The sequence below is a fragment of the Isoptericola sp. NPDC056605 genome (genome assembly GCF_042792795.1).
Classification (GTDB): Bacteria; Actinomycetota; Actinomycetes; order Actinomycetales; family Cellulomonadaceae; genus Isoptericola.
Genome location: NZ_JBHTVT010000023.1, coordinates 1 through 19,504 on the forward strand (window position 1 = coordinate 1; position 19,504 = coordinate 19,504).

Annotated in this window: 17 protein-coding genes; 10 read left to right on the forward strand and 7 right to left on the reverse strand. The window is 73.4% G+C overall.

Going from position 1 to position 19,504, the window contains the following annotated elements; all coding sequences use genetic code 11:
* Positions 1 to 21: 21 nt before the first annotated feature.
* Positions 22 to 762, reverse strand: coding sequence for an IclR family transcriptional regulator (locus ACFQ8Y_RS18950; RefSeq protein ID WP_430565093.1), 741 nt, complete (start codon positions 760 to 762; stop codon positions 22 to 24).
* A gap of 67 nt (positions 763 to 829) precedes the next feature.
* On the opposite strand from ACFQ8Y_RS18950, the gene eda reads away from it, so the two are divergent.
* Both eda and ACFQ8Y_RS18960 read left to right on the forward strand, forming a co-directional pair.
* Positions 830 to 1,483 (forward strand): bifunctional 4-hydroxy-2-oxoglutarate aldolase/2-dehydro-3-deoxy-phosphogluconate aldolase, encoded by a 654-nt coding sequence (gene eda, locus ACFQ8Y_RS18955; protein WP_430586429.1) that lies wholly within the window; start codon positions 830 to 832, stop codon positions 1,481 to 1,483.
* A gap of 34 nt (positions 1,484 to 1,517) precedes the next feature.
* The gene (locus ACFQ8Y_RS18960) at positions 1,518 to 2,624 is read left to right on the forward strand and encodes a sugar kinase (protein ID WP_430550760.1); all 1,107 of its coding nucleotides are present in this window, start codon (positions 1,518 to 1,520) and stop codon (positions 2,622 to 2,624) included.
* A gap of 116 nt (positions 2,625 to 2,740) precedes the next feature.
* Here ACFQ8Y_RS18960 and ACFQ8Y_RS18965 read toward each other — a convergent pair whose 3' ends face one another.
* Complete coding sequence (locus ACFQ8Y_RS18965) at positions 2,741 to 3,769, reverse strand: LacI family DNA-binding transcriptional regulator (protein ID WP_430550759.1); 1,029 nt, start codon at positions 3,767 to 3,769, stop codon at positions 2,741 to 2,743.
* 277 nt (positions 3,770 to 4,046) lie between these two features.
* Between ACFQ8Y_RS18965 and ACFQ8Y_RS18970 the strand changes: the two genes are divergently transcribed.
* From ACFQ8Y_RS18970 to ACFQ8Y_RS18995, 6 genes are all read left to right on the forward strand, one after another.
* Positions 4,047 to 5,030, forward strand: coding sequence for an ABC transporter permease (locus ACFQ8Y_RS18970; RefSeq protein ID WP_430550758.1), 984 nt, complete (start codon positions 4,047 to 4,049; stop codon positions 5,028 to 5,030).
* 5 nt (positions 5,031 to 5,035) lie between these two features.
* Positions 5,036 to 5,944 (forward strand): carbohydrate ABC transporter permease, encoded by a 909-nt coding sequence (locus ACFQ8Y_RS18975; protein WP_430550757.1) that lies wholly within the window; start codon positions 5,036 to 5,038, stop codon positions 5,942 to 5,944.
* 76 nt (positions 5,945 to 6,020) lie between these two features.
* Entirely contained in the window at positions 6,021 to 7,688 is a 1,668-nt protein-coding gene (locus ACFQ8Y_RS18980) for an extracellular solute-binding protein (protein ID WP_430550756.1), read from the forward strand.
* Positions 7,689 to 7,691: 3 nt separating this feature from the next.
* On the forward strand, positions 7,692 to 9,233 hold the full coding sequence (locus ACFQ8Y_RS18985; RefSeq protein WP_430586462.1) for a xylan 1,4-beta-xylosidase: 1,542 nt from the start codon (positions 7,692 to 7,694) through the stop codon (positions 9,231 to 9,233).
* Positions 9,233 to 9,913 (forward strand): glycosyltransferase, encoded by a 681-nt coding sequence (locus ACFQ8Y_RS18990; RefSeq protein WP_430586430.1) that lies wholly within the window; start codon positions 9,233 to 9,235, stop codon positions 9,911 to 9,913. The genes ACFQ8Y_RS18985 and ACFQ8Y_RS18990 overlap by 1 nt, the downstream gene beginning before the upstream one ends.
* A gap of 33 nt (positions 9,914 to 9,946) precedes the next feature.
* Entirely contained in the window at positions 9,947 to 12,025 is a 2,079-nt protein-coding gene (locus ACFQ8Y_RS18995; RefSeq protein WP_430586431.1) for a beta-galactosidase, read from the forward strand.
* A gap of 68 nt (positions 12,026 to 12,093) precedes the next feature.
* Here the strand turns inward: ACFQ8Y_RS18995 and ACFQ8Y_RS19000 are convergent, their stop codons facing one another.
* The 4 genes from ACFQ8Y_RS19000 to ACFQ8Y_RS19015 all read right to left on the reverse strand — a co-directional run bounded on the left by ACFQ8Y_RS19000 (position 12,094) and on the right by ACFQ8Y_RS19015 (position 17,234).
* Positions 12,094 to 13,854, reverse strand: a complete 1,761-nt coding sequence (locus tag ACFQ8Y_RS19000; protein ID WP_430550753.1) for a cellulase family glycosylhydrolase — start codon at positions 13,852 to 13,854, stop codon at positions 12,094 to 12,096.
* Positions 13,855 to 14,020: 166 nt separating this feature from the next.
* Positions 14,021 to 14,854: an ABC transporter permease gene (locus tag ACFQ8Y_RS19005; protein ID WP_430550752.1), complete on the reverse strand. Its 834-nt coding sequence runs from the start codon at positions 14,852 to 14,854 to the stop codon at positions 14,021 to 14,023.
* Positions 14,851 to 15,804, reverse strand: coding sequence for an ATP-binding cassette domain-containing protein (locus ACFQ8Y_RS19010; RefSeq protein ID WP_430550751.1), 954 nt, complete (start codon positions 15,802 to 15,804; stop codon positions 14,851 to 14,853). The genes ACFQ8Y_RS19005 and ACFQ8Y_RS19010 overlap by 4 nt, the downstream gene beginning before the upstream one ends.
* Complete coding sequence (locus tag ACFQ8Y_RS19015; protein WP_430586432.1) at positions 15,801 to 17,234, reverse strand: FAD-binding oxidoreductase; 1,434 nt, start codon at positions 17,232 to 17,234, stop codon at positions 15,801 to 15,803. Before ACFQ8Y_RS19015 ends, ACFQ8Y_RS19010 begins: the two co-directional genes overlap by 4 nt.
* A gap of 221 nt (positions 17,235 to 17,455) precedes the next feature.
* On the opposite strand from ACFQ8Y_RS19015, the gene ACFQ8Y_RS19020 reads away from it, so the two are divergent.
* Both ACFQ8Y_RS19020 and ACFQ8Y_RS19025 read left to right on the forward strand, forming a co-directional pair.
* Positions 17,456 to 18,283, forward strand: a complete 828-nt coding sequence (locus ACFQ8Y_RS19020; RefSeq protein WP_430586433.1) for a sensor histidine kinase — start codon at positions 17,456 to 17,458, stop codon at positions 18,281 to 18,283.
* The gene (locus ACFQ8Y_RS19025) at positions 18,280 to 18,957 is read left to right on the forward strand and encodes a response regulator (RefSeq protein ID WP_430550748.1); all 678 of its coding nucleotides are present in this window, start codon (positions 18,280 to 18,282) and stop codon (positions 18,955 to 18,957) included. Before ACFQ8Y_RS19020 ends, ACFQ8Y_RS19025 begins: the two co-directional genes overlap by 4 nt.
* A gap of 13 nt (positions 18,958 to 18,970) precedes the next feature.
* On the opposite strand, the gene ACFQ8Y_RS19030 is transcribed toward ACFQ8Y_RS19025, so the two are convergent.
* The gene (locus ACFQ8Y_RS19030) at positions 18,971 to 19,411 is read right to left on the reverse strand and encodes a winged helix-turn-helix transcriptional regulator (protein WP_430564547.1); all 441 of its coding nucleotides are present in this window, start codon (positions 19,409 to 19,411) and stop codon (positions 18,971 to 18,973) included.
* Positions 19,412 to 19,504: the final 93 nt, after the last annotated feature.

Consider the following 19,504-nt stretch of genomic DNA (forward strand, 5'->3'; position numbering starts at 1 on the left):
GCGCGCCCCCCCCCCTACACGCTACGTCGAGGGCGCCGGGACGGTCAGGCCGGTCGGGAGCACCCGCGGCAGGAGCTCTCGCAGCGCCGCGACGCGCTCGTCGCGGGCGGCGCCGGTCATGCGCTCGACCGGCGCGGTGATGCTGACGGCGGCGACGGGCCGGCCGGCGCGCAGCAGCGCGACGGCGACGCACGCGATGCCGGGCTCGTTCTCCTCGGTCTCGGTGGCGTACCCGCGATCCCGGGCCGCGGCGAGGGCCGCCCGGAGCGTGGCGTCGGGCGTGGGGTCGGGCTCGGCGTCCCCGGCCGGCGCGGCAGCCAGGAGCGCCCGGCCGAGCGCCGTCGTCGCGACGGGGATGCGCCGCCCGACGGCGGACCACACGCGCAACGGGCGCTGCGGCTCCACCTTGTCGAGGTAGACGACCTCCTGCCCGGCGAGGGTGCCGAGGTGCACCAGCTCGTCGACCTCGTCGCGCAGCGCCTCCAGCGCCGGGCGCAGCAGGCCGGGCAGGTTGTCCTCGGCGAGGTACGCCGCCCCGAGGGAGAGCACCGCCGCCCCCAGGGTGTAGGCGCCGTCGGGCCGCTGGTCGGCGTACCCCCGGTGGCGCAGCGCCGCGAGCGTGCGGTGCAGCGTCGACTTGTTGGCGCCCACCTCGGCGGCGAGGTCGGCCAGCGCGACGCCGCCGGCACCCGCGCGGGCGAGCGCGTCGAGCGTGAGCAGCGCCTTGTCCACGCTGCCGAGCGGGCTGGGGGGTTGGGTCATCGGGGACGGTCCTCTATGGTGTTCCGTAGTGAACAACGTACGTTCACCATAGCGAAACGGAGTCAGGATGTCTTCCCCCTCGACCCAGGCCGGCGACGTCGTCGCCGCGCTCGGCGCCCACCGCCTCGTGCCCGTCGTCGTGGTCGACGGCGCCGAGGAGGGCGCACGCCTCGCCGACGCGCTCGTCGCCGGCGGCCTCCCCGTCGCCGAGATCACCCTGCGCACCGCCGGCGGCATCGACGCGATCCGCGCGGTCGCGCAGACCCAGCCCGAGGTCGTCGTCGGCGCGGGCACCGTGACCACCGTCGACCAGGTCGACGCCGTCGTCGACGCCGGGGCGCGCTACATCGTGTCGCCCGGGCTGTCGGCCGCCGTCGTGCGCCGCGCGCAGGAGCACGGCGTCCCGGTCCTGCCGGGCGTCGCCACGCCCAGCGAGATCATGGCCGCGCTCGACCTCGGCATCGACGTCGTCAAGCTCTTCCCCGCCTCCGTGGTCGGCGGCCCCGCCGCGATCAAGGCGTTCTCCGCGCCGTTCCCCGGCCTGCGCTTCGTGCCCACGGGCGGCGTGAGCGCCGCCAACCTCGGCGACTACCTCGGGCTCGCCCCGGTGCTCGCCGTCGGCGGGTCGTGGATGGTCGAGAAGTCGCTCGTGACCGCCGGCGACTGGGCCGAGATCACCCGCCGCACCGCCGAGGCCGTCGCCCTCGCGGCCGCCGTCTGAGCCCGCCGCCGAGCCTGCAAGGAGCACCGACACCATGACGAACCCCTCGATCACCACCCGCCCGGCCGCCGAGTGCCGGTACGACGCCGTCGCCCTCGGCGAGGTCATGCTGCGCCTCGACCCGGGCGACCGCCGCGTGCGTACCACCCGCTCCTTCGACGTCTGGGAGGGCGGCGGCGAGTACAACGTGGCCCGCGGCCTGCGCCGTGCGTTCGGGCTGCGCGGCGCGATCGTCACCGCGCTCGCGGACAACGAGGTCGGCCGCCTCGTGGAGGACTTCATGCTCACCGGCGGCCTCGACACCTCCTGGGTGCAGTGGCGCGAGTACGACGGCATCGGCCGCAGCGTGCGCAACGGCCTGAACTTCACCGAGCGCGGCTTCGGCGTGCGCGGCGCGGTGGGCGTCAGCGATCGCGGCAACACCGCGATCGCGCAGATGAAGCCCGAGGACGTGGACTGGGACGCCCTGTTCGGCTCCGGCGTGCGCTGGCTGCACACCGGCGGCATCTTCGCCGCGCTGTCCGAGTCGGCCGCCGACGTCGCCGAGGCGGCCATGACCGCGGCCAAGAAGCACGGCACGATCGTGTCGTACGACCTCAACTACCGCCCCTCCCTCTGGAAGGGCATCGGCGGCGTCGAGCGGGCGCGCGAGGTCAACCGCCGTCTCGCGCACCACGTCGACGTGATGATCGGCAACGAGGAGGACTTCACCGCCTCGCTCGGCTTCGAGGTCGAGGGCGTGGACGAGAACCTCACCGACCTCGACACCGGCGCCTTCCGCGCGATGATCGGCACCGCCGCCGAGGCGTACCCGAACTTCCAGGTCATCGCGACGACGCTGCGAGGCGTGAAGTCGGCGTCCGTCAACGACTGGGGCGCCATCGCCTGGTCGCGGGCCGAGGGCTTCGTCGAGGCCACGCACCGTGCCGACCTGGAGATCTTCGACCGCGTGGGCGGCGGCGACTCGTTCGCCTCCGGCCTCGCCTACGGGCTCCTGGAGCTCGACTCGCTGCAGCAGGCCGTGGAGTACGGCGCCGCGCACGGCGCGCTCGCCATGACCACGCCGGGTGACACGACGACGGCGACCCTCGCCGAGGTCGCCAAGCTCGCCGGCGGCGGCAGCGCGCGCGTCCAGCGCTGAGCGCGGAGCTGGTCCGAGACCCCGCGAGGTAGTCCGAGTCCTGCCGAGGTAGTCCACTACCTCGCGGTTCCTGGAACTACCTCGCGGGGTCTCGTGCTACCTCGCGGTGGCCGGTGCTACCTCGGCGGGGGAGCGGTGGACTCCCGGACGACGAGGCCGGTGGCGAGGTTGACCCGCCGGGCCATCGGCGTCTCGCCACGGGCGAGGTCGAGCAGCAGCCGCGTCGCGGTGGTCGCCATCTCGAGCAGCGGCTGGCGGACCGTGGTCAGCGCGGGCGCGGTCCAGGTCGCCAGGGGCAGGTCGTCGTACCCGACGACGGACACGTCGCGCGGCACGGAGAGGCCGCGTTCCTGCGCGGCCCGCAGCAGGCCGATGCCCTGCATGTCCGACCCGGCGAAGACGGCGGTCGGGCGCTCGGGCAGGTCGAGCAGCTCGCTGCCGGAGCGGTAACCGGACTCCACCTCGAAGTTGCCCGACCGCACCAGCGTGGGGTCGAAGGCGATCCCGGCCTCCTCGAGCGCGGTGCGGTACCCGTCGAGGCGCGCGCGGGCGCACAGCATGTTGCCCGGGCCCGAGATGGCGGCGATGCGCCGGTGCCCCAGCTCGAGCAGGTGCCGCGTCGCCGCGAGCCCCCCGCTCCAGTTGTCCGACCCCACCGTGGGCACGTCGGGCGGGGGCTCGCCGTCGGTGTCGATGACCACGTAGGGGATGCCGCGCGTGGTGAGGCGGGGCCGCTGCGACGAGCTGAGGCTGGCCGCGACGAGCAGCACGCCCAGCGGCGGGCGGGAGAGCGTCGTCTCGAGCCAGGTGGTCGGCGGGCGGTGCTTCCCGCCCAGCTCGGACAGGATGACGCTCACCCCGGCGGCCGCGGCGGCGTCCTCCACGCCGCGGATGATCTCCGTGGACCAGGCCGAGCCGACCCGGTGGAAGACGAGGTCCACGAGCCCCGCGCCGACCGGGGGAGCCACGGCCCGGCGGCGCCGGTAGCGGTGCCGCTCCAGCGCGGCCTCCACGCGGTCGCGGGTGGCCGGCGCGACGTCGGTCCTGCCGTTCAGCACCTTCGACACCGTGGGTGCGGACACGCCGAGCTCCCGGGCGATCTCGGCGATCGTCGGCGTCGGGCCCTGCGGGGTGGGGGTGCTCATCGTCCGTCCTGTCGTGACGCGGCGTCGCGCTCGGGCGATCGACCGCAAGTTTCGGCTCGACCGTACACGACCTCGGGCGTGCTCTGGACGTTCACGGGCGCCGTGATCAGACCGTGATCGGCCGGGTGCTTGACCATCACCGAAAGCTCCCCCTACTCTCGGCCGCAGTTGGAGAACGTTTTCAATGACGAAACTTTCGGATCGTCGGCGCGAGGTTGCGACCGGCGGACCACACGACGACGTGACGGCTGGGGGACTCATGGCGCAGGCCGCAGGGATGGTGACGACCGTCCCGCCGATCGACGACGCACCGTCGTCACCACCACCGCGGGACGAACCACGGCGGCAAGGGCGGGCGCGCACCACGTGGCGCCAGGCGCTGCGCAAGGACTGGCGGCTGTACTCGTTCGTCGTCCTGCCGGTGCTGTTCTTCCTGATCTTCAAGTACGTGCCGATGATCGGGAACGTCATCGCGTTCCGCCGGTTCCGCCCCGGCGGCAGCCCGCTGGGCGACGAGTGGGTCGGCTTCTACTACTTCGAGATGTTCATCCACAACCAGCAGTTCTGGCAGGTGTTCTGGAACACCGTGGTGCTGGGCCTGCTGACGCTGGCGATCTGCTTCCCGCTGCCGATCATCCTCGCGCTCATGCTCAACGAGCTGCGGTCGCGCCGGTTCAAGAAGATCGTGCAGACGATCTCCTACCTGCCGCACTTCATGTCGATCGTCATCGTCGCGGGGCTCGTGCTCCAGCTCACCGCGGTGAGCGGCACGGTGAACCAGGTCGTGGAGGCGTTCGGCGGCGACGCGATCGCGTTCATGCAGCAGCCCGACTGGTTCCGCACGATCTACGTGAGCTCGGAGGTCTGGCAGACCGTCGGCTGGGGCACGATCCTCTACCTCGCCGCGCTGACGACCGTCGACGACCAGCTCTACGAGGCGGCCCGCATCGACGGCGCGAACCGCTGGCAGCAGACCTGGCACATCACGCTGCCCGGCATCCGCCCCACGATGATGGTGCTGCTCATCCTCAACATCGGCTCCTTCATGGCGGTCGGGTTCGAGAAGGTCCTGCTGCTGCAGAACCCGCTGATCTACTCCACGGCGGACGTCATCTCGACGTACCTGTACCGGGTGGGCATCCAGTCGGCCCAGTTCTCCTACGGCACGGCGATCGGCCTCTTCGAGGCGCTCATCGGCCTGGTCCTCGTCCTCACCGCGAACTTCGTCTCGCGCCGCACGGTAGGAGCCTCGCTGTGGTGACCGGCATGCCCACCCCCGACCTCGCCGCCGTCCGGACCGAGGCGACGACCGTCAAGGACACGGCCGGGTACCGCACCTTCAAGGTGGCCAACGTCGTCGTGCTCCTCGTGGTGTGCGCCGTGACGCTGTACCCGTTCGTGAACCTCGTGGCGAAGGCGTTCTCGTCGGAGGGCTTCATCGCCGCCGGCGAGGTCAACCTCCTGCCGCGGGGGTTCAACGTCGAGACGTTCCAGTACGTCATGGGCGACGCGATGTTCTGGACCAACTACAAGAACACCGTCGTCTACACGGTGGTCGGCACGTTCGTGTCGATGGCGCTCACCACCCCGTACGCCTACGCGCTGAGCCGCCGCCACCTCAAGGGCCGCACGTTCTTCATCGGCATCGCGGTCTTCACGATGTTCTTCAGCGGCGGCCTGATCCCGAACTACATCCTCGTCGCCGACGTGCTGGGGATGCGGAACACCCTCTGGGCGATCGTGCTGCCCGGTGCCATCTCGGTGTTCAACCTCCTGGTCATGAAGTCGTTCTTCGAGAACTTCCCGAGCGACCTCGAGGAGGCGGCCGCGATCGACGGCCTCACGACGTACGGGATCTTCTTCCGGATCGTGCTGCCGCTGTCCAAGGCGGTGCTGGCCACGATGACGCTGTTCTACGCCGTCGGCCTGTGGAACTCGTGGTTCAACGCCTTCCTCTACCTGGACCAGAAGGAGCTGTTCCCGGTCACCGTCTACCTGCGGAACATGATCGCCGCGGCGTCGCCGGCGGCCGACCCGACGCAGGACGCCGTGCAGATCGGCGCGAACATCCAGTCCGTGACGATGCTGCTCACCGTGCTGCCGATCATCTGCTTCTACCCCTTCATCCAGAGGTACTTCGTCTCCGGCGTGATGCTCGGCTCCGTCAAGGGCTGACGGGCCGGTCATCACCCGCACTGCACGCACCACATCCCGCTCGAGAGCGACGACGCTCGTCACACGAGGAGAAGACATGAGGAACACCCGGATGCGGGCGGCCGTCGCGGCCGCGTCGCTGACGACCCTGGCCCTGACGCTGGCGGCCTGCGGCAGCGGGGGAGGCGACGACGGCGGCGACGGCGCGAGCCCGGACGCCGCCACCATCGACGCGGACCACTCCGTCGGCGCGATGGACGATTTCGCGGCGGGCACGTCGTTCAAGGCGACGGAGCCGGTGGAGTTCTCGCTGATGTACCGCGACCACCCGGACTACGAGGTGCAGGACGACTGGTCGGTCTTCGAGCACCTCGAGGCGGACCGGAACGTCACGTTCTCCCGCACCGACGTGCCGCTGGCCGACTGGGACCAGAAGAAGGCGCTGCTCATCGGGTCGGGCGAGGCCTCGGACCTCATGCCGGTGACCTACCCCGGCCAGGAGACCCAGTTCGTCTCGGGCGGCGCGCTCCTGCCCGTGTCCGACTATCTCGAGTACATGCCGAACTTCGCGCAGAAGGTCGAGGACTGGGGCCTCCAGGACGAGATCGACAACCTGCGCCAGGACGACGGCAAGTACTACATCCTGCCGGGCCTGCGGGAGATCCCCGACGTGCAGTACACGGTCATGATCAACGACGACATGTGGAAGAAGGCCGGGGTCACCGAGGACCCGGCCACCTGGGACGAGTTCACCGAGGACCTGGCGAAGGTCAAGGAGGCGAACCCCGGCCTCGACTACGCCTTCTCCGACCGCTGGACGGACGTCAGCACGCTCGGCGCGCTGCTCAACGTCATGGGTCCGAACTACGGCGCCGCGGGCGGGTGGGGCTACAACAACACCTGGTTCGACCAGGACTCCGGCGAGTACGTCTTCAACGGCACGAGCGACGCGTACAAGCAGCTCCTGGAGACGGTGCACGGCTGGGTCGACGCGGGCGTCATGGACCCGGAGATCACCCAGTCCGACGACCAGGCCCGCCAGAAGTTCGTGTCCGGCAAGTCCGCCGCCGTGTCCAGCAACACCCAGGAGATCACGGCGTACCGCACGGCGATCAAGGACGGCGGCAAGGACATCACCACCCGCCTGCTCACCATCCCGGGCGGCCCGGCGGGCAGCAACCTCGCCGCGAGCCAGCTCTCCAGCGGCCTGATGATCTCCAGCAAGGCGGCGGAGCAGCCGTACTTCAAGGCGCTGCTGCAGTACGTCGACTGGCAGTACTACTCGGACGAGGGCATCGAGTTCGCCCAGTGGGGCGTGGACGGCGAGACGTACTCGAAGGGCTCGGACGGCACCCGTGAGCTGAACGAGGACATCAGCTGGAACGCGATCAACGCGGGCGCGCCGAAGAAGCTCAACACCGACTTCGGCTACAGCAACGGCGTGTTCCTCCTGGCGAACGGCTCCACGCAGGACCTGCTCGAGTCCGTGATGTCGGACGAGGTCAAGGAGTGGACCCGGTCCGTGCTCGACGCCAAGGAGGTGCTGCCGGTGGCCCCGGCGCCCCGCCTCAACGAGATGGAGCTCGAGCAGAACTCGCTGCTCGACACGCAGCTCAAGGACGCCGTCCAGTCCGCGACCGCCGGGTTCATCACCGGCCAGCGCTCGCTCGACGAGTGGGACGCGTACGTCTCCGAGATCGAGGGGCTGGGCGCCACGCAGCTCGTCGAGACCGTCAACACCGCCCTGGCGCGCCAGGAGGGCTGAGCCCTGACCACCGTCGTCGTCCCCGACGCGCCCGCCGCCACGCTCTCCGAGGCGTGGCGGCGGTGCGTCGGCACCGGCCGCCTCAACCTCGCGCTGCGTCAGGACTACCAGGACTCGCTCGCGGTGGTGCAGCGGGAGATCGGGTTCCGCTACGTGCGGGGCCACGGCCTGCTGTCCGACGACGTCGGGATCCACCGCCCCTACGACGCGGCGGGCCACCGTGGCACGCGGTACGCGTTCACGTACGCCGACCAGGTGCTCGACGCGTGGCTCGCGCAGGGCATCCGGCCGTTCCTCGAGCTCGGGTTCATGCCGTCGGCGCTCGCGTCGGGGGAGCAGACCGTGTTCTGGTGGAAGGGCAACGTGACGCCGCCGCGCGACCATCGCGAGTGGGCGGCCCTCGTCCAGGCGGTGGTGCGGCACGCGATCGACCGCTACGGCCTCGAGGAGGTGCGGCGGTGGCCGGTCGAGGTGTGGAACGAGCCGAACCTGGCGCAGTTCTGGGAGGGCGCGTCGCAGGAGGCGTACTTCCGGCTCTACGAGGTCACCGCGGCCGCGGTGAAGGAGGTCGACGCCGACCTGCAGGTGGGTGGGCCGGCGATCTCGCCCGGCGCGGACGAGTGGTGGGCGCCGTTCGCGGAGTTCGTCGAGCGGCGGGACGTCCCGGTGGACTTCGTGTCCTTCCACGCCTACACCACCGGGCCCGCCCAGCACGTGCCGTTCGGCACCTACCAGACGCTGCGGCACCCGCGGGACCTGCTGGACCAGTTCGCCGTCCCGGCGAAGCTGCTGGCGGGCACCCGGCTGGAGGGGCTGCCCGCCCATGTCACCGAATTCAGCACCAGCTACCGGCCGGACAACCCGGTGCACGACACCGCCTACCAGGCGGCGTCGCTGGCGTCCGTGCTCTCCGAGGGCGGCGACCTCGTCGACTCCTTCTCCTACTGGACGTTCTGCGACGTCTTCGAGGAGGAGAACGTCCCGACCTCGGTCTTCCACGGCGGCTTCGGGATGCTCGGGCACCGGCAGCTGCGCAAGCCGGTGTTCCACCTCTACGCCTTCATGGCGCGGATGGGCCCCGAGGTGCTGCACCGGGGCCTGGACCACCTGGTGACGCGCGACGACGGAGGCCGGGTGACGGTGCTGGCCTGGCAGCCCGTGGGCGGCACCGCCGACGCCGAGGAGCCGGACCGGCACGAGCTGCGGCTGAGCGTCCCGGTCGGCGACGCCGCGACGCGGCGGGCGTCGGTGCACCGCTCGCGCGTGAACGACGACGAGGGCAACGCGTTCAGCGCGTGGCGCCACCTGGGCCGCCCGGCGTCCCCGACGTCGCGGCAGCTCGACCTGCTGCACGAGGCGTCGGTGCCGGGTCGCTCGCACACGTCGCTCGAGGTGTCGGGCGGCCGGGTCGACCTGGCGCTCACGCTCGCCCGGCACGAGGTCACGCTGGTGGAGATCGACCCGGTGCGCGACGAGACGCCGCCCTGGCTCGACGACGCGCGCATCCTCGGTCGCGGGCCGGGCCAGGACGGCGGGGCGTCCTGATGGCGGCCGCGGCGCCCCGCGACTTCGGGGACGGCGTGCTGGGCCGGATCACGGCGCGCGTCTACTGGTACCTCGTCGTGGGGGTGCTCGTCGCCCTCGGCTGCGTGCCGACGCTGGTGCTGCTCACGCTCCTGGACCGGTCCTCGGGCAACGCGCTGCTGGTGCCGCTCTGCCTCGCGCCCGCGGCCCCGTTCCTCGCCGCGGGGATCTTCGCGCTGCACGCGCGCGCTGGCACCGACGAGCCCGTGCCGGGCCGCACCTTCGTGCGCGGCCTGCGGCTGGGCTGGCTCGACGCGCTGCGGCTGTGGGTGCCGGCGACGGCGGTGCTCGGCGTCGTCCTCACGTCCGTCGTGCACCGCGAGGCCGCCGGGATCTCCGTGGCCTACGCCGTCGTGCTGGGCGCCGTGGGCCTCGCCGTGCTGCTCTGGGCGGTGCAGGCGCTGGTCCTCGTGTCCCTGTTCTCCTTCCGCGCCCGCGACGTGGCCCGGCTGTCCGTCTACTACCTCGGCCGGCGGCCGTCCGTGACCGTCGGTCTGCTCGCGCTCGTCGTCGTGGCGGGCGGCGTGGTGTGGGTGGCGGGCGAGCTGGTGCTCGCCCTCGTCGCCGCCGCGTGGCTCGCCTTCCTGCTGCGCGTCGCGCAGCCCGTGCTGGACGACGTCCGCGCACGCTTCGTCGCCTGACCCGCACCACCGACCTCCGGAGGAAACGCCGTCATGTCCGCCCACCTGCCCGCCGGCCGCAAGGTCCGCTACGGCGGCGACTACAACCCCGAGCAGTGGCCGCGGGAGGTGTGGGAGGCCGACCACGCCGCGTTCGACCTGGCGTCGATCGACACCGTGACGCTCAACGTCTTCTCCTGGGCGACGCTGCAGCCCGACGAGGACACCTACGACTTCGCGCTGCTCGACGCGATCGTCGAGCGCGCCGTGGCCGCGGGCCGCGACGTCGTGCTCGCGACGTCGACCGGGGCGCTGCCGCCGTGGCTCGCCCACCGCCACCCCGAGGTGGAGCGCACCGACTTCCAGGGCCGGCGGCACGTGTACGGGCAGCGGCACAACGCGTGTCCCAGCTCGCCGGTGTACCGGCGGCTGTCGGCCGAGCTCGCGGGGCGCCTCGCCGAGCGCTACGCGGGCACGCCCGGCCTGGTCGCGTGGCACGTGGGCAACGAGTACGGCGGGTTCGACGGCGGCTGCTGGTGCGACCTGTGCGCCGCGGGCTTCCGCGAGTGGCTGCGTGCGCGGTACGGCACGCTGGAGCGCCTGAACGACGCCTGGAACGCGGCGTTCTGGTCGCACACGTTCAGCGACTGGGAGCAGGTCGTGCCGCCGAACATGCTCAGCGAGCACTGGCGCGGGCCGGACCACACGGCCTTCCAGGGCATCACGCTCGACTACCGGCGGTTCATGTCGGACGCGATGCTCGCGAACTACCGCGACGAGAAGGAGCGCATCCGCGCGCACGACGCGACCACCCCCGTGACGACCAACTTCATGGGCATGTTCCGGCCGATCGACTACCACCGTTGGGCCGAGGACCTCGACTTCGCGTCGTGGGACAACTACCCGCCCGGTCAGCGGGAGCACGCCCGCATGGCCTTGGCCCACGACGTCATGCGCGGGCTCAAGGGCGGCGCGCCGTTCTGGGTCATGGAACAGACGCCGACCATCACCGCGTCGCGCGACGTCAACCCGGTGAAGCGGCCGGGCGTGCTGCGGCTCTGGTCGTGGCAGGCCGTGGCGCACGGCGCGGACGCCGTCCTGTACTTCCAGATGCGGCAGTCGAAGGGGGCGTGCGAGAAGTACCACGGCGCCGTCCTCGACCACGCCGGCCGCACCGACACCCGCGCGTTCCGGGAGGTCGCGGAGCTCGGCGCCGAGCTCGACGCGCTGGGCGACGCCGTCCTCGGCGCGCGCACGCCCGCCCGCGTGGCCCTGCTCTTCGACTGGGACTCCTGGTGGGCCGCGGAGATGACGGACGGCTTCAACCGGCACGCCCGGTACGTCGACACGGTGCTCGCCTACTACCGCGCGCTGTGGCAGGCGGGCGCGCAGGTGGACGTCGTCCCGGTCACCGCGGACCTGTCCCGCTACGACGTCGTGCTCGCGCCCATGCTGCACGTGCTCAAGGGCGACGTCGCCGACCGCCTGGAGGGCGTCGTCGCGCGCGGGGGCTCCGTGCTGGCGTCGTACTGGTCCGGTCGCGCCGACGTGGACGCGAACGCCTTCCTCATGGACGCCCCCGGGCCGCTCGGTCGGCTGTTCGGCCTGCGCGTCGAGGAGACCGACTCCGCCGAGCCGGGCGTCACCAACCCCGTCACCCTCAAGGACGGCGCGGGCGACGACGCCGTCGCGGCCGCCTCGCTCGTCTTCGAGGTGCTCGTGCCCCAGGGCGCGGAGGTCGTCGGCACCTACGGCGCCGAGTTCTACGCGGGCACGCCCGCGGTGACGCGCCACCGCCCCGGAGGCCACGACGGCGGGGAGGACGGCGGCGAGGCCTGGTACGTCGCGACGGCGCTCGACGACGGGGGCGTCGCCTGGGTGGTCCGCCGCGTGCTCGGCCGGCACGGCCTCGTCGGCCCGTACGCCGACACCGACGACGTCGAGCTTGCGGTCCGCGAGGGCGCCGACGGCGCGCGGACGGCGTTCGTGCTCAACCACCGGTCCGACGCCGTCGACGTCGCGGCCCACGCCTCGGGGACCGACCTGCTCACCGGCCGCGCCGTCGTCGCGGGGGAGACCCTGCACCTCGAACCGACCGACGTCGTCGTCCTCCGTGAGGACCCGCCGAGGTAGTGCGCGCGCCCGCGAGGTAGTCCAGTGACTACCTCGCGGGCTCGCGGACTACCTCGCGGTTGGCGGTGCTACCTCGCGACGGTGCCGGTGACCGTGTCGCCGCTGCGCGTCACGGTGTACTCCACCGTGTCGCCGCTCCAGAAGTGGAACGTCAGCGAGACGGGCTCGCCGTCGCGCAGGGTGGCGAGGTAGGCCGGGCGCAGCAGGACGGCGCCGGCCTCCTCGTCCGGGGCGAACGACGCGTCGAACTCCTGGAACGGCGTCCAGCTCTGCGGGCCGGCGCCGCTGCCGTCGGCGTAGACCGAGGCCATGGTGGCCAGCCGGTCGCCGCGGAACCGCGCCGGGATCGACACGCCGCCGGCCACCGTTCCCGTCGCGTCCGCGAGCACGGGGGTGTCGGCCGCGATCACGTGGATCCGCCACGGCACCCCCGCCGAGAAGCGCGCCTCGATCGTGGCGTGCGCGCCGGGCGACGCGTCGCCGATCAGGCGTTCCAGGTACGCGGCCGAGAACGTCACCTCGTCGCCCGCGACGGCGGCGTCCGCGGCCGCGACCGGCTCGCCGTCGAGGAACAGCCCCTCGAGCCGGGTGCCGTGCGGCTCGAGCGTGACGGTCTGCGCGCCCACGTCGCCCGGGCGCACGAAGACCTGGTCCGTGGACGCGGTGCCCGACCGCGTGGTCCAGCTCGACGACACCTGCGCCCACAGCTCGGGGTCGCTCCACGTGAAGCCGGTGCGGTCGAGGTGCTGCCCGTTGTCCCAGAGCATGGTCGTGACGCCGGCGTCGCGGGCCTGGTGGCCGAGCTCCTCGAAGAACTTCAGCTTCTCGCCCTGCTCGATGGTGCCCGTGTGCCGGTCGAAGCCGAGCAGCCCGTACTCGCCGAGGACCACCGGGATCCCCTGGTCGACGAACGTGCTCCGCACGCGGTCGAACGTCCCCGTCATGTCCGCCAGGGCGACGTCGTCGAAGCGGGTGCCGCCCGCGACGTTCACGCTGAACGGCCAGTAGCCGTAGTAGTGGACCGTGGCGGCCAGCTGCGGGTCGTCGAGCTCGGCGATGGTGCCGGCGAGGGCGTCGAGCCGCTCCTGGCCGGCGTTGGTGTGCAGGGTGGGCAGCACGAGCACCCGGTCGGCGTTGCCGCCGCCGGACGCCCGGACCACCTCGTGGAACACGGTGTTGAGGTCGTCGAGCAGGACGTCGCCCTGCGCGTCGTCGACGTCCGCGAACTGCGGCTCGTTGAGGCTCTCGAACAGCAGCTCGGCCGGGTGGTCGCGGAAGCGGTCGGCGAGCTGTTCCCACGTGGCCCGGAAGCGGTCACGCACGCCGTCCGGGTCCGAGGACATCGCGTTCGCCCAGATCCACGAGTCGTGGTGGAGGTCGAGCAGCACGTACAGGTCCTCGGCCAGCGCCTGGTCGACGACCTCCTCGACCCGGTCCAGATAGTCCGTCTCGATCGCGTAGTCCGGGGCGCCGCCCTGGTGCTCGTCCCAGGTGACCGGGACGCGGATGCTGCGGAACCCCTCGTCCTTGACGGCGGCGAGCAGCTCCGGCGTGACGCGCGGGTTGCCCCAGGCGGTCTCGTCCGGCCCCACGGAGTCGAGCGAGTTGCCGAGGTTCCAGCCAGGCTGCATCGCGGCCACCGTCTCGGCCGCGCCGGCGGCGCGGTGCGGGTGCGCCGGGTGTCCGGGGCGCCCGGGGTGCGTCGGGTGCCCGGGGTGCCCGGGGTGCTGCGGGTGCGCCGGTGCGGCGCCGGCCGGGGCGGCGAGCCCGGCGGCGAGCGCCAGGCCTGCCGCGAGGGCGGTGAGCGTCGTCCTGAGCGGTCGTTTCACGATGGTGTGCCCTTCGTCGCGCACGGGTGATGGACGTCGCGCCTCCGACCGGCCGGACCGGCGTCGGCGCCGGGCTCTGCATGTCGAAGCGCTTCGACACCTTGGCGAGCCCGACGCCGTCCTGTCAAGGCCCTGAAACGTTACGGATCTCCCGTCGCGCCACCCGTCACACCACCCGGCGGTAGGCCACCACGGCGGCGGTGCCGAAGACGGCGAGGAACGCCGCGCTCCACAGCAGGGTCGCGGTCGCCGGCCCGGCGACCGGGCCGCCGAGCAGCAGGCCCTGGCTGGCCTCGATCGCCCGGCTCACCGGGTTCACCTCGGCCCAGGCCTGCAGCCAGCCCGGCATCGTCTCGACCGGCGCGGCCATGCCCGTGCCGAACACGAGCGGGAACGGCAGCAGGAACCCCACCGTCGACACCATGATCTCGTCGCGCAGCAGCACCGCCACGAGCACGGTGAGCCAGCACAGGGAGAAGCCGAGGACGATCGCGAGCCCGCACGCGGCCAGGGCGGGCAGCAGCCCCGTCTCGACCCGGAAGCCGAGCGCGTACCCGACGCCGAACAGCACGGCGAGCGCGATGACGTACCGGACGGCGTCGGCGAGGACCGAGCCCAGCAGCATCGCGGCGCGCGGCACGGGCATGCTGCGGAACCGGTCGAAGACGCCCTTCTTCATGTCCTGCACGATGCTGAGCCCGGTCGCGACCTGCCCCGTGAGCACCGTGGTGAGCACGAGGATGCCGGGGAACAGGTACTGGAGGTACTCGTGCGTGGACCCGGCGACCGCCCCGCCGAACAGGTAGACGAACAGGACGAGGAACACGACGGGCAGGATCACCGCGTCGGCCAGCTCGCCGGGGTTGCGCCGGGTCTTGACGAGAGCACGGTGCGCCAGGATCAGGCCGTGGCGGGCGAGCGGCCAGCGGCGCGGGGGCGTCGTCGTGCCCCGGCGGTGCGGTGCGGTGCCGGTGGCGACGGTCGTCGTGGTGGCGGTCATGATTCCTCCCTCGGGGTGGTGCGGTGGCCGTCGGTCAGGGTGAAGAAGACCTCGTCGAGGCCCGGGAGGCGGAGCGCCAGCTCGGTGACCGCGACGTCCGCGTCCTCGAGCCCGCGCACGACGGCGGAGAACGCGCGCTCGTCGTCGACGGACGCGGTGACCACGCCCCCGTGCGGCGGGGCGACGTCCTCCCCGGTCACGCGCGCGACGACGCCCGCCGCGGTCGCGACCCGGTCCGGGTCGCGCGGCCGCACGACCACCGTCTGCCCGCCGACCTGCTGCTTCAGGCCCGCCGGGGTGTCGTGGGCGATGACGCGGCCGCCGTCGATCACGGTGATCTCGTCGGCCAGGGCGTCGGCCTCCTCGAGGTACTGCGTGGTGAGCAGCACGGTGGTGCCGTCGTCGGCGAGCGACCGGATGGTCTGCCACAGCTCCTCCCGCTTGCCCGGGTCGAGGCCGGTCGTGGGCTCGTCGAGGAACAGGACGCTCGGCGAGCCGACGAGGCTGGCGGCCAGGTCGAGGCGGCGGCGCATCCCGCCGGAGTAGGTGGACGCGCGCCTGCCGCCCGCGTCGGTGAGCCCGAACCGGTCCAGCAGCCGCGCGGCCCGGACGCGGGCCTCGGCCGTGGGCAGGTCGAGCAGGCGACCGAACAGGACGAGGTTCTCCGCGCCGGTGAGGTCCTCGTCCACCGTCGCGTACTGGCCGGTGAGGCCGATGCGGCGGCGCACCTCGACGGGGTCGCGGCCCACGTCCAGCCCGTCCACCACCGCCCGGCCGGCGTCGGCCCGCAGCAGCGTCGCCAGCACGCGGATGGCGGTGGTCTTGCCCGCCCCGTTGGGGCCCAGGACGCCGAGCACCGTGCCGCGCTCGGCGCGCAGGTCGACGCCGTCGAGCGCCGTCGTCGGGCCGAACGCCTTGACGAGACCCTCGGCCTCGAACGCGGCGCTCACGACGCCGCCCCCGACCCGGGCGCACCGGCGGGCGCACCGGTGGGCGCACCGTCCAGGTGGCGCCCGAACAGACCGCCCGGGTCGTAGGACCGCTTGACCGCGCGCAGCCGGGCGAGCGTCGCGGGCGGGTACGCCGCCTCCAGGTCGGCCGCGGTGTCGGAGCCCTGGAAGTTCACGTACGCGCCCGTGCCGTGGGCGGCGACGCCGCGCCAGCAGGCGAGGGCGTCCTCGACGTCGGCGTCGGACGCGTCCTGAGGGACGACGGTGCCGCCCACCACCAGCGCCTCCGCGTCGCGGTGGGCGAACGTGGTCGCGTCGGGCAGCACGCGGGAGAACGCGCCACCGAGGGCGCGCAGCGCGAGCGCCACCGGCCGGTCGCCCGCGGACGCCGCGGCCACCGCCGCGACGACGTCGTCGTCCAGCCGCGGCACCAGCACGTTGCGGCCGACGAGGCGCAGGCCCGGTGGGTGGTGGCCGCCTTCGGCGAGGACGTCGGCGTACGGCACGGTCGCGACCGTGTCGCTCAGCACCGTGCCGAGGCGCCGCAGCGGCTCGACCGCCCGCTCGGCCGCCGCCGCGTCGTCGTGCGACGCGCAGACCAGGACCGACGCGGCCGCCGGACGGTCGCCCACGGGCGGCGCCAGCACCAGCGTGCTGCTCAGCTCCTCGTCCGCCTCGCGCAGCACGTCGCGCCAGCCCGCGACGAGGCGGGCGGGGTCGTCGAGGGCGAGGCCGATCGCGCCGTAGCGGACGTCGCCCACCCGGGCGGCGACGAGGTCGACGCCCGTCACGACGCCGAAGCCCCCGCCCCCGCCGCGCAGCGCCCAGAACAGGCCGGCGTGCGAGTCCCTGCCCGCGACCACCGTCCGGCCGTCGGCGAGCACCACCCGGGCCCCGACCAGGGCGTCGACGGTCAGGCCGTGCCGGCGCACCATCCACCCGACGCCGCCGCCGAGCGTCAGCCCGCCCACGCCGACGCTCGCGGTGTCGCCGGAGGAGATCGCCAGGCCGTGCGGCGCGAGCGCCGCCGCGACCCGACCCCACGTGGCGCCGGCGCCCACCCGCACCAGCCTGTGGTGCGCATCCACGACCTCGACCGCGTCCAGGTGGCGCAGGTCCACCACGAGGCCGCCGTCGTTGGTGGCGCGGCCGGTGAGGCCGTGCCCGCCCGAGCGGACCGACAGGGGCAGCCCCTCGCGGGCCGCGTACGCCACGGCGGCCGCCACCTCCGCCTCGTCGCGGGGTCGCGTGACCAGCGCGGGGGAGCCGGTGGCGAAGACGGTGCGTCGTGCCTCCTCGTAGCCGTCGTCGCCGGGGACGACGACGTCGCCCAGCCCGGCGGGGGTGCGCCCGCGTGCCTGGATGCTCGGTGCCTGGACGCTCGGTGCCTGGACGCTCGGTACCTGGATGCGGGGTGCCTGGATGCTCATGGCGGTGCTCCTCGGGTCGGTCGTGCGGGGGGTGTCCGTCCTGCGTCGTTCCGTGGTCCGATCCTTCGCGGCGAGGTGTCCTCGGCGCGTCCGCCCGTCGGCGACACCTGCGGCTACCGGTCCGGTCGGCGACGGGGCGTCGTCGTACCGCGGGGGGAGTACGCGCAGGGTGCTCCCCGCGCCGGATGCGGCGGCTCCGCGGCCGCACCTACGCTGCCGGGATGGGAACGGGACGGGCACGGGAGCGGATCCTCGCGGCGGGCTGGCTGGTCTCGCTCGGCGTCGCCGGCGTCGCGGTGCTGCAGTGGCGCGCGTACGTGCGCGAGGTGGAGCAGCGGGCCGAGGACGCCGAGCGCACGCGCGACGAGGTGGCACGGCGTCGTGCCGTCGAGGAGCGGCTGCGCATCGCGCGCGAGTTGCACGACTCCCTGACCCACAGCATCTCCGTGATCAAGGTGCAGGCGGGCGTGGCCGCCCACCTCGCGCGCAAGCGGGGCGAGGAGCCGCCGCCCGCGCTGCTCGCGATCCAGGAGGCGAGCACCGACGCGGCCCGCGAGCTGCGCTCGACCCTCGACGTGCTGCGCCGCGACGGCGAGCCGAACGGGAACGGGATCGACCGGCTCGAGGCCCTCGTCGAGCGCGCGGAGGCCGCGGGGGTGCCCACCACCGTGCGGCTCCTCGGCGTCCGGCGCGCGCTGCCGGCCGAGACCGACCAGGCCGCCTACCGCGTGGTGCAGGAGGCGCTCACCAACGTCGCCCGGCACGGCGGGGCCGCCGCGGCCGCGACCGTGCGCGTGGCGTTCGCGGCCCGCGAGCTCACCCTGCACGTCGACGACGACGGCCGCGGCGCACCCGGCGAGCCGGAGCCCGGGCACGGGCTGACGGGGATGCGCGAGCGCGTCGCCGCCCTCGGCGGGACGCTCCATGCCGGGCCGGGGACCGGCGGCGGGTTCTCGGTGCGCGTCACGCTGCCGCTGCCGGCGGGGCGGGCACGGCCGGGGGCCCCGGACGACGCGCGGGCCGCGGACGAGCCGGCGGCCCGCGGGTGATCCGCGTCGGCCTCGTCGACGACCAGGCCCTCATCCGCTCCGGCATCCGGGCGCTGCTCGACGCGGAGGACGACGTCGAGGTGGTCGCCGAGGGTGCCAACGGGGAGGACGGCGTCCGCCTGGCGCGCGAGCTGCGGCCCGACGTCGTGCTCATGGACGTCCAGATGCCCGGGATGGACGGCATCGCCGCCACCCGGCAGATCGCCGCCGACGACGCGCTGGCGGGCGTGCACGTCGTCGTGCTGACGAACTACGGCATCGACGAGTACGTGTTCGAGGCGCTGCGGGCCGGGGCGAGCGGGTTCGTCGTGAAGGACACCGAGCCCGCCGACCTCGTCGAGGCCGTGCGCGCCGCCGTGCGGGGCGACGCGCTGCTGTCCCCGGCCATCACGCGCCGGCTGATCAGCGAGTTCGTCGCGCGCCCACCGGACGCGATCGCCGCGGACGGTCTCGGTCTGCTCACGCCGCGCGAGCGCGAGGTGGTGGCGCTCGTCGCGCACGGGCTGTCCAACGACGAGATCGCCGCGCGGATGGTGCTCAGCCCGCTGACCGCGAAGACGCACGTCAGCCGCGCGATGACCAAGCTCGGCGCCCGCGACCGCGCCCAGCTGGTCGTGTTCGCCTACGAGTCCGGCATCGTCTCCCCGCGCTCCCGCCCGGCCGACCGCGCGTAGCCCCGGTCGTCCCTCACGTCGCGGCGCTCTCGCGGCGGGCGTCGTGCTCCTCGCGCCGGGAGGCGACGTCGTCCATGTGGTTCTGGGCCCACGCCCTGAGCAGGCGGGTCGTGCCGTGCAGCGACGCGCCGAGGTCGGTGAGCTCGTAGGAGACCGTGACGGGGACCGTCGGCACCACGGTGCGCGTCACCAGGCCGTCACGTTCGAGGGAGCGCAGGGTCTGCGTGAGCATCTTCTGGCTGACGCCGGCGATGAGGCGCGCCAGCTCGGAGTAGCGCATGGCGCGCGGCTCGCCGGTGCCGCCCGCGCCGTCGCCGCCGAGCGCGCACAGGACGAGCACCACCCACTTGTCGGAGAGCCGGTCGAGCAGCTCCCGGCTGGGGCACGCCGCCAGGAACGCGTCGTACTCGACCTTCGCCCGGGCACGCCGCTCGGCCGCCGGCATCGTCGTCATCCTTCGTCTCCCTCACCGGTTGCCGTCACCGCCGTCACTCTGGGGTGCAACGCACTCTCAGGTGCCTACTTCCTCACAGAGAGCATGGCACCA